Source organism: Photobacterium sp. 270122K (genome assembly GCF_059941365.1).
In genome coordinates this window covers 77,088-90,149 of the sequence record NZ_JBPOEN010000014.1, presented here as the reverse complement: position 1 = coordinate 90,149, position 13,062 = coordinate 77,088, and the positions used below count along the sequence as shown (strand labels likewise).

Genomic DNA, 13,062 nt, shown 5'->3' with positions numbered 1-13,062 from the left:
AGATTATTGCAGTTTTTTCAACGTAGTGATGTCAAAGAGGTCGATTTTACCGTTACGGTTAAAATCACCGAGAATGAGCTTAGTATCCGTTTGCGTGCTGATACCGTACATGGCCATTAAGCGGTCAAGGTCGAGGCTATCCACCGTACCGTCTTGATTGACATCGCCAGCCAATACGTCACCGGGGATCAGCATTTCAATATAGTTATCCATATCGGGTTTATCGGTACCGTTTGATGATGCATCGTCTGGATTTAACCCAACCTGGTATTCCGTTGTATTGTTTACACCATCACCGTCCAGATCCTGGTATGCATCGGCGGGATTATTCGGGTCAAGCCCGTGTGCTTGTTCAATATGATCAGGCAGGCCATCACCATCACTGTCAAGGACAGGGATATAAGCAAACTCAATTTGATTTGCAGTAACGTCCGTTGAGCCTACACGCTGGGTTAATTGAATATCCAAGGTGTGCTTGTCGAGCTCTAGATTGTTTTCATTGGAGTAGACAAAGTGATGTTGGTAACGCTCACCTTTCTCATAAGATTTCGTGTCGTCCCCATACGTTTCACTGACCAATGTTAAGGAGTCAGTACTGATGGTTGGAGCGATATAGTCCACCGCTGTATCGCCGATATTTGAGAGCGTGACGGCAATAGTGAAGTGGGTATTATCGCCCTCTGGTTGACGGGTGATATTTACCGTTTGAAGGTTGATTAATCCTTTGGTTCCGACCAACTCACTGGCGACCAAACGGGCTTGTGCTACATCGACAGTCAGTAAGGTATTTTCGGCTTGCCAGTTCGCTAACTTCTCACGTAATTGCCGTGTTAATTGCGCTGCATATTCGCTATCTGCAGTCCCCAGTTCAAGTAACGTCGCACTGATTGCGAGCTGATTGCTCGTGGCTTGGAGTTTCAGCTTGATCGCTGCGGCAATCGCATCTGCCCGTAGGGCATCCCAGTGACTGGGTTTGGGTGTCTGCAATTGATCGGCACTGCTCACATACGTCATCATGCTATCGATATCGTTTTGATAATTCAGCATGGAGGGGGTGAGAGTATTGACATAGAAGTCAAAGAACGCCTCAGTGTCATTATTATCTAAGAGCTGAATGGCTTGGTGGAATTGTTCGGTCATAACATCTTGTGAAAGACGGATACCGTGTTTTTGCAAGGCTTCATTGCTATGTCGTATGTGCCCGAGTGCACGCTCGTTGTACAAACGTGGTGCGGCGCTCTCTGCGACTTTGCTTGAAACTGCACCGGTAGAGGTACGCGTAATGACATTTTCAATTTGCGCGTCAAGTACGGAGAAATGGGCGGATGCTAAGGCCGAGTTGGATGCTGAAAGAGAAATATCACCCACTTTTAGGCCTTTATCGACGGCGCTCAGTGCGGTTTTTATCGTCGCCAGTGCCGGAATGGTATGACTGAACTTACTCGGTACAATATCAAAGACATTATTGATTGTGCTGGTTACACCGCCAATAACACCGACGTAGTCACTGATCTTGCTCGCGGTATCAAGGGTTGCTTTGACCGCTTCTGCCTGTTTTAGCATGGCATTGAGTGACAGGTTAGCTTGATTAAGTTGCGTTGCAAGGGCACCTGCTGTTTGTGAGGTGGTGATGGATGAGTGACGATTAATCGATTCATTAAATGTGGTATCGACCCCGTTCTCATACAGCGGAATGAGGATTTCCAGCGCGGTTTGTTGAGCGGCTGTCTGAAGTAATGGCAAGTTAGGGTTTGCCGATGCGGTAGCAATCAGATCTTTGAGTCGATCAATAATGCCGTGATGCGTGGCATCTAAATTCATTTTGACGACATCGAGTAATAAATTACTTAAGCTGGTCGAGAATTGACCGACAGTAGAGGCGGTTGAATTGAGCAGATCTTTGACTTTTTGATAGGACCAACGTACTGCTGCCCAGTCTGCCGCATCGGGGTCTAAGCCATTAGCGGCTCTGATCAAGCCTACCTGAATATCATCAAAGGTGCTGCGTAGGTCAAGGAATGTTGTAACGGTTTTCGCAATATTACCACCGATGACATTCACATCATTTTTGATGTATTCATTGGAGAGGTCGAGTGCTTTTGTTGCAATATCCATGCGCTTCAAGCCTTCTTTTTGCGCATCTGAGGGCCCTTCTCCCGTACTTTCGTCGGCGGTATTTGGAATGGTAATAAGCCAGTTGAGCGCATTATCCGCTTCAGATTCAAACGGTGAGCCAGAGAGAGCCGCAGGATTAAACGTTTTTATTTTGTTTAGACGCGTGCTGACGTCAGCTTTAATGTCTTCTACGGTCAGTAGTGCCAAATTAAAGAGAAGGTCCGTTTTGTCGAGAATAACATCGCCGCTGTCATCAAATGAGGTGATAACTTCCATCGATTGCTGCGCGTAAAAACCGGTGAGACCAGCAGTGACTTGGTATGTTTTATCGCCGGTTAATTCCAGGTCAACGCGTCCGAGAGCATCACTGATGTACGTTTTGGTATCGCCGTCATTATCAATCACCGTGATCTGGGCGCCTTCGATACTACGAGGTTCTGGGTCGTTATTTTTTACAATGAGAGGAAGGCGTAGGGTGTTGGTTTCAGGTTTATAGGGGGCAGTATCACGAACGTAAGGTAATCCTTCCGGTGTGATCATCAACTGACGTGTCATACCATCGAAAAGGCCGACGGGATCGGTAAAGCGAAATTGGTAGCTACTGGTGACGGCATCGCCAAGTTCGGAGAGCAACACCTCCCCATTGAAGGGCCAGTTTAAGCTGCTGCCTAAAGAGTCATATTGTATTTCTGGTGAGGAATAATAAAACGTTTGGCTGTCGATAGACATTGCTGCTAGTGAGAAAGTGGCAGTGGTTGCACTGTTACCCCCGTCGGCAGCGACGTGTGCAGGCGCATCGGTAATTAGCATGACAATTTGCTGTGCATCAGGGCGCCAGTCAAGTTCGGTGCCTGCTGCGATAATGGAATCGAGCGGGTTTTCTGGCCAGTCATTCCCCCCATTGGCTGACAATGACGAGACCCAACTTTTAAATGATTCTGCATCTTCGGTAAAGTTTATTTTCCCGCGATAGGGGACTTCATCGCCGAATGAAAAACCCGCCAAACGATAATCAATGTCAGCTGCCGAAAGTGCATCGACAAATGATCGCACGTTATTGATGACTGTACGGATCTCGCCTGACATTGAACCTGTTGAATCAATCACAAAAGCAATATCGGCTTTTGATGTGCTCGATCCAAGTTCACTGATTAATAGGTCGGTTGGTACTTGATATGCCGCCAGAGAAGGGTGTGAAACGTTAACGTTGAAGTCACTGGTCGATAACCCTGGAACATGGACACCTTCTGCATCCCTCACACTGAAGAAGCCTTGTACAGCAGGGAAATCACTGGTACTGATTTCAGTGATATTCAGTACGTTCGGTGCGGTTGGAATGGATCCGGTTGCTTTGGCAACGCCTTTTGCTACGCGGGTTCTTTCTAGTGCAGCGAGGTCGTTGGATACCGCATTAAGGTATTGTGGTGAGAGTGAATCGCTTTGTTGCGCGATAGCAAGGGGAGCGAATAGCAAACTGAGTGGTAATAAGTAGGATCGTTTCACGTTTTCTTCCTCTGACGTTATCTATTCCGTGTATTAATACCGGCAGATAGTAGGGGAATAAAAAATGATTGTTAATTGAACAAAGGAATGAAACCAGTAAGAACGGACTGAGCTATAAATAATAAAATCACGCTGTCGACATTTCACAAAAGGTTGCGAGCGATATCTTGCTTATAATTGTCATTCATATGATTAACTATGTTGACAATAATGATAGTTCCATTGGTAGTGACATCGATTTAACGTCTAAAAAGGGAAGGTGTGATGAGAATACGAAAGCGTAACAAAAAAGCCTAACCGCGTGCTTTATCTTACAAGAGGAAAGCGCGCCGGTTAGGCTTTGTTTTACTTAAAAGGGGAGAACTACTTGTTCAGTTGCTGCTCAACCAATGTCTGCCAGAAGTTCACGCCTGACATCAGGATTTCATCGTTGAAATCGTACAGTGGGTTGTGTAGCGCCGTGCCGCCGCATTCGCCCACACCGTTACCCACAAGGATGTAACAGCCGTTGGCTTCACGCAGCATGAACGAAAAATCTTCACTGATGGTGAAAGGCTGACAGCTGCCGTTTACTTTGTCTTCACCGGCAACCGCAATGGCTGCGCGTACCGCATGTGCCGTTTCTTCCGGAGTATTGATCGTAGACAGGAAGCTATTGTTGAAGTTGAACTTGTAGTCAACACCCGCAGCCATACACGTACCCGCTGCAACACGCTCAAGCGCTTTTTCAATCTTGTGCAATGCTTGGTCAGTGAAGCTGCGCGTATCACCTTTAATCGTGACACGAGAAGGGATCACGTTCACCGTGCCGTTGGTCGCGAACTCGGTCACAGAGATCACAGCGGTTTCATTAATCGCGCTTAGGTGGCGAGAAACAATGGTCTGAATCGCTGTCACGATCTGTGCGCCCACAACGATAGGGTCCGTGCCCATGTGTGGCATCGCCGCGTGGCCGCCCGTGGCGATCACTTCAATTTCAAAGCTACTTTCGCTCGCCATTAGCGAGTGAGGGCGTGTCACAAAGTGACCGGCTTCAATACCCGGCAAGTTGTGCATCGCGTAAACCGCATCAATCTTCCAGCGCGTGAACAGGCCGTCTGCGATCATCGCTTTTGCGCCCACACCGTGCTCTTCACCCGGTTGGAAAATAAAGTAAACCGTCCCGTCGAAGTTACGGGTACGGGCTAATTCGTGGGCTGCACCCAGTAGCATTGCCGTGTGACCGTCGTGGCCGCACGCGTGCATCACGCCTTCATGAACAGAGGCATGACAGAATGTATTCTTTTCGTGGATGTGTAGCGCATCCATATCAGCACGTAGGCCGATAGAGCGATCGCTGTCACCACATTTAAGGATGCCGACAACACCGGTTTGGCCGATGTTACGGTGAACTTCAATACCACCAAACGCTTCGAGTTTAGTCGCGACCATCTCGGCAGTCATCACCTCTTCAAAGCCAAATTCAGGGTGTTTGTGGATATGACGACGCCATTCAGTCACTTGTTGTTTAATGGTCATAATGAACTTCCTCTTTTGTGCAAACGGCGCAGCAGGAAACCTGCTGCGCTTCATATTATATTTATTGGATTATGCTGTTTGTGTTTCTAGTGCTTCTGCTTTCGCTTTGTCGTTACCGAACTTCATGAACATCATCATAGAAACGATAACCACACCGATTGCTAGAAGACGCATTGGTGTTACTGATTCGCCCAGTGCAAACACAGCCAGTACGAATGAAGACAGTGGCATTAGGTTCAGTGCCATACCTGTACCATCAACGCCTACACGCTCCATAGCGTAGATGTAGATGATGTAGCTCACACCAGAGATACCTACACCCAAAATAGTGATACATAGGATACGCAGTGGAGAACTGAAGATACCCAGTGCAGAGCTTAGGTCAGCGCCTGTGAACAGAAGGTATAGACCGAAACCGATTGAAGCGAACACGAACTGGTGGAACATGGTCGCAACAGAGCCGTATTTCTCTGCCAGTTCAGCACGAGCGTAAGCCATGGTTGCAAAACTTGCCGCACTTGCGAAACAGATCAAGTGACCGATGTTGAAACCGCTGGTTTCTGATGTTGGATCCATAACCAGAATCGCTACACCCACGAACGCACCCAGTGCTGCAACCATCTGCAGGGTAGAGAAACGAGCATTGTGGCGGAAGAAACCGACAGTCAGAATCAAGATAGGGATCAAGCCTTGGATAACACCGTTTTCAGAGGCAGTGATATAGTCAAGAGAAAGGAATGAAAAGAAACTAAATGCACCTTGACCGATGATACCACACGCGGCAGACCACACGATGTCATGACGGTTTTCCCAGTTCAGTTTAAAATCACGTTTCTTCTCAACTTTACCGGTTGCAATACCCACGTTAAGGATAATTGCAAGGGTAATGAAAGCCACAGTATAGCGAGCCCACACGAGTACTTGTGGATCCATCACTTCCAAAATCGGGGTGCCGACGATCCATGGAATACCCCATAGAAGACCGATGAAAATTGCAGCTATCCAACCTGTTGTTGTACGGTTCATAATCTAAATCCTTTATTGTCCATTTAATTAAGACGAACGTCCCCGTAAGCCCCTATTTAAGGCCTAAATTCCGTAACTCTTTCATGGGGACGGTCGCTAACCGGTAACGCTAAACTTGATACTTTTTGACTGACAACCTATCTGTCATTCGTTCGTTATCTAAAAAGAACGATTACGCTGTCGCTTCTGTGTCGATGTTCATGATGCGGTCTAAATCTACTGGCGCTGTTGTGCCAAGATTCAGAAGGTGGCCGTAGCCTGGGCAAGATGCAGCTTTACCAGTTAGGTGCATCGCGTGCCAGAACATCGCAGAGTTACTGCATACGACTGGGATATTGAATTGGTCTTCAATTTCTTGGATATGGTCAAGTACGCGTAGGTTAGTACATGACATGAACACAAGGTCTGCACCTGAGTTCGGTAGGATTTTTTCCAGTGCTTCTAGCATGGATTCTTTAGATACCGTCGTGATATCAGTATCACGCTCAATGCCCAGAGAGCCTAGCACAACCACTTCAAAACCGGCTTTGGTAAGCTGCTGGTAAAGTGGGAAGTTAACGTCCGTTGGGTACGGAGAGAACACGGCAATTTTTTTCGCGCCAAGGTGTTTAAAGGCGGCTTGTGCAGCGGTCCACGGGTTGGTCGCAGGGATATCGCCACGGTTAGCGGTTAGCAGGCCAGCCACACGCTCTTCACCGATGATGATAGAGGCAGAGGTACAACCGAATGCCATTACGTCCATTGGTAGGCCGTAAGCGATCAAATCAGACGCTTCGCTGATACCGTTTGCGATGCGATCCAACGCTTCAGGTGTCATTTCGCTGCTGTAGAAAACGCGAGAGCTGAAAACAGCGGCTTGAGTGCCGAGTAGCTTTGCCCAATCCATTTCAAGAGAGTGGTCAGTACTTAGCTGAACCAGACCAATGTGAGTACGGTTAATACGTGGTGCTGGTACGTACGAAAGTGGCACTTCAAACTGCTTAAAGTCTTCAATCGTGTTCATGTGTGTTTTTCTCTTTGATGAGGGCTGGTGGGCCAGCCCTTATTGTTATGTCGTCGTCAGGGTGCTGCGAATTACTTGATGATGATCAGTTCTGGTTCAGCACGCTCGCTCAACCACTCTGCACCATTTTCGGTGATCACGATGTTTTCTTCGTGAACCATTGACTTACCTGGTGCGTAAACCATGCCAGGTTCTAGCGTCATTACCATGCCAGGTTTTAGTACGGTGTTATCTGTTGCGGTGTTAGATGGACGCTCAGTCAGCTCCATACCCAGACCGTGGCCTAGACGACCTACGTCGTTACCTAGCGCACCGTTGGCTTCTAGCACTTTCCACATTGCGTTGTAGATGTCAGTGGTGGTTGCACCAGGTTTCGCTGCTTCAAAGCCCGCCGTTGTCGCGTCGTACGTTGCACGGTACGCGTCTTTTGTTTGCTCGCTTGCAGAGCCGAACGCCCAGTTACGGTCGAAGTCAGAGAAATAACCATCACGTACCGCACCGGTGTCGATGATCAAGACGTCGCCATCTTCGATTACACGGTCAGTTGGACCCATGATGATGGAGTCGTAACCGTCTGGGCCAGAACCTGCGATGATGTACGGACACTCATCAGCACCTTCCATTAGCATGTCGATGCGGAAACGCTTACAGATTTCACGCTCAGACATACCAGCACGTGCGTACTCAGGCACTTTTGCGAAACCCACGTTAGTGATGCGGCAGATTTCTTTGATTTTTGCGATTTCTGCAGGTGACTTAACCTGACGAAGACCGTGCATTTCTAGAGAAACGTCCACGAACTCTTTCTTCACAAGAGAAGTCAGTTTCACGTAGTTGTTTACAGGCATACGCAGGTGAGATTCGATACCCAGCGTGGCACCGACACGGCCGAAGCGGCAAGGTAGCGAGTTCAGGAAGCTTGCTACTAGGCTGATACCGTCGTCTTCTGGACGTGGTGAAGGCCAAGTAATGATGTTGTCGATCCAAGTACCGGCCATGCCGCTTGCACCGATCTCAGGGATAATCGCAGTTGGCTTGCCTTCAGCTGGGATAACCAAGAACCAAGGACGCGTTGGGCTGTGCCAGAATTGCGTGTGGAAGCCGGTGAAGTAGCGAACGTTTGGCTCAGTGGTGAAGATCATTGCATCAAGATTTTGCTCACGCATTACTTTTTGTGCACGCGCTGTACGCTCTTCAAATTCAGCCAGTTCAAAACCGCGAGCTAGATGATTCATCATGTGTTATCCCTCATTACTTATCTATTTTTATTTCGGTTACGTCTAGTGAACCAAAAATCATTAAAGTTCACTATTGTTGACGTTATGGCGGCCAGTTTACTGATAATTCAGTTAAATAATGTGACCTGATTCTCAGAGTTAACTATTGTGAACTGATTAGAGGGTTGTCGGGATGAATTTAGTGAGCAAGGTCAACTTTTTTGAACTTTGGTTGCTATTTTAGTTGCTAAGAAAGCATTTATAGCGTTCCATAGTTAACGAAAATTGATTTTGCAGTTGAAAGGTTGCGGCCTTTGCATCACAATGTCGTCAATGTTAGTTAACAAAAGTGACCTAAGATGAGCGAGAAGACCTTTGAATCACAGTCAACAAAGTTTACTGGTAAGGACAAAGAGATCCTCACTTCGTACTATCGGTTAGCAGATACCATTGCAGATTTCATCGGGCCTCATAGTGAAGTGGTTATCCACTCCTTTGAAAACTTTGAAAAATCAGTCGTCAAGATTGTGAATGGACATCACACCGGCAGGACGTTGGGATCCCCAATCACTGATTTGGGACTCCGGATGCTCAGCGCGTTTGAGAAGACGGGCGAGGTCACGCCGAAAAGCTACTTTACCCAAAGTAAAGACGGCGCGTTGCTGAAATCGACGACATGTATTCTCGCCGGTGAGGGGGGTAAACCGATTGGCATGTTCTGTATTAACATGAATTTGTCATTTCCGTTTCCAGAGATCATCAAAACACTGATGCCAGAAATGGGTCATACCAATATTGGGGTCAGTGAAAACTTCAGCGCCAGTGCGAATGATGTGATTGATCAGGCGTTAAATCACGCCATCACCGACATTGAGAATGATGCCTCAATCAATTTGAAAGGTAAGAACAAAGCCATTACGAAGCAGTTGTTTGAAAACGGCATCTTTGAATTAAAAGAAGCCACAGCAATGGTTTCGGAACGGTTGGGTATCACTCGCCATGCAATTTATAAATATTTGCGCGAGTTTAAGTCATAGTTACGGATAGCAAGAGACATACAATGAAAACACAAATCCACACAGATTCAGCACCAGCAGCCATCGGTCCTTACTCACAAGCATTGGGCTTTGGCGATCTCGTCTTCACTTCTGGTCAGCTACCTCTTGATCCAGCAACCATGGCTTTTGCGGAAGGTGGCATTAAAGAGCAGGCGCGTCAGTCTCTGGCTAACCTGAAAGCGATTTTGGAAGAAGCCGGTGCATCAATGGACACCGTGCTGAAAACAACATGTTTCTTGTCTGACATGGAAAACTTCGCGGCATTCAACGAAGTGTACACTGAGTTCTTCGGTACTGACGTTGCACCTGCACGTTCATGCGTACAAGCAGCACGTCTACCAAAAGATGCGCTAGTTGAAGTAGAAGCTGTTGCTTACATCAACAAGTAATTCTTTGTTTTAAATCTGGCAAACCGTTTCCCCTGTTTTAGGTTTGCCAGTTTTTTCACCCTCTAGCCCGAAGTGATCGCGATGTTAAAAGTATCTAAAAACCCAAATTACACTGGCGAAGTTAGCGCGCTGTTTTCTAAAGAAGCCGCAGCGGCAACGCGTGCTTTCCACCAGCAGATTGATGGCTACACCCCAACGCCACTTGTTTCGCTACCTAACCTGGCTAAGCAGCTAGGCGTGAAAGCAATTTTGGTGAAAGATGAGTCAAAACGTTTTGGTTTGAACGCATTTAAAGTGCTGGGCGGTTCTTACGCGCTAGGTCGCGTATTGGCTGAGCACCTGAACATGGACATCAGCGAAATCGACCTGAAAACCGTGTCATCTAAGCTAGAAAAGCCATTGGCATTCACTACCGCGACCGCTGGCAACCACGGTACAGGTGTGGCTTGGGCTGCACGTGAAATGGGTCAGAAAGCCGTTGTTTACATGCCAGCTGGCTCACCACAGGCAAGCGTTGATCGTATCCGCGGCTTGGGTGCAGAGTGCATCGTGACTGACGTTAACTACGATGACACCGTACGTCTAGCAAACAAAACGGCTGAAGAAAACGGCTGGATGCTGGTGCAAGATACAGCATGGGAAGGTTACGAGCAGATCCCAACATGGATCTCTCAAGGCTACATGACCATGGCTGACGAAGCGGTTGAGCAGGCAGAAGCAATGGCTGAAGGTCTACCAACACACGTACTGCTTCAAGCAGGTGTTGGTGCAATGGCTGGCGGCGTACTTGGCTTTATGGCTGATCGTCTAGGTGCAGATAACTTCAACGCGATCATCGGCGAACCAGCAGCAGCAGATTGTATTTACCGTTCTGGCCTTGAAGGCGAGATGGTTAACGTAACGGGCTCACTAAGTTCTATCATGGCAGGTCTTGCTTGTGGTGAACCAAACCCAGTGACATGGCCTGTTCTACGTGATTGCAGCCATTCATTCATGTCTGTTGAAGACAAAGTGGCAGCAACCGGTATGCGTATTCTTGGTAACCCACTGAACGGCGACGAAGCGGTGATCAGTGGTGAATCAGGCGCGATCACCATGGGTATGTTGTACCTACTGATGACGACGGAAGAAGGCCGTGCCCACGCTCAAATGATGGGTCTGGGTGAAGATTCTGTGGTAATGCTATTTAGCACAGAAGGCGACACGAACCCAGCACGCTACCGTCGTATCGTGTGGGAAGGCGAGCAAGCCCTATAATCTATAGCAATTTGCTAGATCCCCCCAAAGATTGATAAAGAAGAGGCCGAAAGGCCTCTTTTTTTATTGCGATGAAACATGCAATGACTGGCGGAGTGCTGTTATTTTCACACTCTTTTTGTATTTTTATCTGTCGTGCGCTGACGTTCAGTGTGAAACGCTATATTTCGTATGCCCTGGGTGAATACAACAGGGTTGGCAAAAGTGTGCTTTAGGTATATAACAGGTGCAACACTTTGTATTTACGCGGTTAAAATAGAAACATCAACGTGAGCTAAGTAGGATTTTTACCGGAATAAAGGTGAGCTTAGGTGCATATTGTGAGGGGCGGTCTATTTTTACCAAGCGAGCACATACGATAAGTAGAACGTTAAGGAGCTAGGTTCATGCCATCATTTCTATTGCATTACTTAGAGAAAAAGCGACAAAAGAAAAGAGATGCGTTAAAAGCACGGTTGCATTTTGCCATGTCACAAACGGTAGAGCGGGATAAGTAACCGCGTCATTCCGTACTCGTTCACAGACGGTCTCTGTGCAATCACACGGGGCGAGATACCCTTACCACCTCTCATATCCCTACGTCATCTCATAGCCTCAAAAGTCAGCCGTAACGGCCTTTGAGGGCGATGTCTGCCATTGATTAGGTCGTTGTTCCGGTTGTTGCTCAGGTCGCTTTTATTGACGGATTATTCCGTTAAATGGTCTTTGACTCATCGGCGGTACCGTTAAGAAAGGGGGAGCCAACGCTGATGTGGAATACTGTCACTGAGGGCGAAGAAAGCCATGCAGAGGAGCGCAGTGCTGCGTATGTGATTGGCTAGCATGGGGAAAACAAGAAAGCGCCGCAGATAGCCTGCAGCGCTTTTTGTTTATAGGTGAAATGTAATTATGCTTTTTGTGGTACCAGCGCTGCGTCTTTGCTGTTATCCGTTTCTTTGGTTTCAAACTTGGTGAAGATGTACAGTGCTACCACAATCAGTGAAACAATGATGGTTTTGCTCAGTACCATTTCTTCGCCCAGTGTCATGACGGCTACCACATAGCCAACAAGTGGCATCAGGTTCAGGGCCATCGTCGCTTTTTCTACGCCGATTTGTTTGAAAGAGTAAAGCTGGATCAGGTAGCTACCGCCTGAGATGCCCGTACCCAAGAAAATCAGTAGGCCAATCAGCAGTGGGCTAGACAGAATAATGTTGATTTGTGACAGGTCGAGATCCATCGCGAATACTGCGATAACACCCAGTGCGGCAACAGAAATGTACTGGTACAGCATAGAGACAACAGAACCATACTTCTCAGCAAGGCTGCCACGTAGGTGTGCAGTCCAAGCCAGTGATAGCATAGAGGCGGTCACATAGGCATAGCCCAGTAGTGAATTACCGTTCTCAACCGCGGTTGTTGGTCCCACACTCATGGCGTAGATGCACAATGCAGACGCTGTAAATGCCCCCCATTGCACTTTGTTCATCTTAAAGTTCATGAACATCATGCCAAAAAAGACGGTCGCAAAAGGCTGCATGCCTTGGATCACGCCGTTTTCCGTCGCGCCAATGTGAGACAATGACAAGAAATTAAAGAGAGAGAACGCCCCTTGGCCGATGATGCCGCAAAGGGCGATTTTCAAAATGTCTTTCTTGTCAATTTTTAAGCTGCCGCCTAAATCTTTGCTTAGCGAAGCGCTTTTCGACGTGAAAAAGTAAATCACAGACAGGCCAATCACCGCGGTGACATAGCGGAAAAATACCAATGTCATCGGATCTACCGCCATCGACAGCGGTTTAGACACCACCCCGGTGACACCCCAGATAACGGCAACAGAAATGGCGGCAACCCATCCCAGAAGTACATTGCTATTTTTCATGTCCATATTGACCTTCCTAAATTGTGTAAAGCGAAAAGAAAAAGGTTTCAGTGTTGCTTTCCGTTGTTCACTCACTACCGGTGAGGTGGTTTGCTATTTCGTCGTTACTTATTTC

General features: G+C 47.5%; 9 protein-coding genes. 3 read left to right on the top strand and 6 right to left on the bottom strand.

Going from position 1 to position 13,062, the window contains the following annotated elements; all coding sequences use genetic code 11:
- Window positions 1–3: 3 nt before the first annotated feature.
- The 5 genes from ACSF8W_RS21105 to ACSF8W_RS21085 all read right to left on the bottom strand — a co-directional run bounded on the left by ACSF8W_RS21105 (window position 4) and on the right by ACSF8W_RS21085 (window position 8,403).
- On the bottom strand, window positions 4–3,618 hold the full coding sequence (locus ACSF8W_RS21105; protein ID WP_500849079.1) for a dockerin type I domain-containing protein: 3,615 nt from the start codon (window positions 3,616–3,618) through the stop codon (window positions 4–6).
- Between the two features lie 363 nt (window positions 3,619–3,981).
- Window positions 3,982–5,136, bottom strand: a complete 1,155-nt coding sequence (locus ACSF8W_RS21100) for a M20 aminoacylase family protein (protein WP_500849078.1) — start codon at window positions 5,134–5,136, stop codon at window positions 3,982–3,984.
- Between the two features lie 69 nt (window positions 5,137–5,205).
- Entirely contained in the window at window positions 5,206–6,162 is a 957-nt protein-coding gene (locus ACSF8W_RS21095; RefSeq protein WP_500849077.1) for a DMT family transporter, read from the bottom strand.
- 172 nt (window positions 6,163–6,334) lie between these two features.
- Window positions 6,335–7,165: a maleate cis-trans isomerase family protein gene (locus ACSF8W_RS21090; protein ID WP_500849076.1), complete on the bottom strand. Its 831-nt coding sequence runs from the start codon at window positions 7,163–7,165 to the stop codon at window positions 6,335–6,337.
- Window positions 7,166–7,236: 71 nt separating this feature from the next.
- Window positions 7,237–8,403 carry a M24 family metallopeptidase gene (locus ACSF8W_RS21085; protein WP_500849075.1) on the bottom strand — a complete coding sequence of 389 codons (1,167 nt, stop codon included), beginning with the start codon at window positions 8,401–8,403 and terminating at the stop codon, window positions 7,237–7,239.
- Window positions 8,404–8,741: 338 nt separating this feature from the next.
- On the opposite strand from ACSF8W_RS21085, the gene ACSF8W_RS21080 reads away from it, so the two are divergent.
- The 3 genes from ACSF8W_RS21080 (at window position 8,742) to ACSF8W_RS21070 (ending at window position 11,086) form a co-directional block, all read left to right on the top strand.
- Window positions 8,742–9,419, top strand: a complete 678-nt coding sequence (locus ACSF8W_RS21080) for a helix-turn-helix transcriptional regulator (protein ID WP_500849074.1) — start codon at window positions 8,742–8,744, stop codon at window positions 9,417–9,419.
- Window positions 9,420–9,442: 23 nt separating this feature from the next.
- The gene (locus ACSF8W_RS21075) at window positions 9,443–9,829 is read left to right on the top strand and encodes a RidA family protein (RefSeq protein ID WP_428475775.1); all 387 of its coding nucleotides are present in this window, start codon (window positions 9,443–9,445) and stop codon (window positions 9,827–9,829) included.
- Between the two features lie 81 nt (window positions 9,830–9,910).
- Complete coding sequence (locus ACSF8W_RS21070) at window positions 9,911–11,086, top strand: diaminopropionate ammonia-lyase (protein ID WP_500849073.1); 1,176 nt, start codon at window positions 9,911–9,913, stop codon at window positions 11,084–11,086.
- 886 nt (window positions 11,087–11,972) lie between these two features.
- On the opposite strand, the gene ACSF8W_RS21065 is transcribed toward ACSF8W_RS21070, so the two are convergent.
- Window positions 11,973–12,953 (bottom strand): DMT family transporter, encoded by a 981-nt coding sequence (locus ACSF8W_RS21065; protein ID WP_500849072.1) that lies wholly within the window; start codon window positions 12,951–12,953, stop codon window positions 11,973–11,975.
- Window positions 12,954–13,062: the final 109 nt, after the last annotated feature.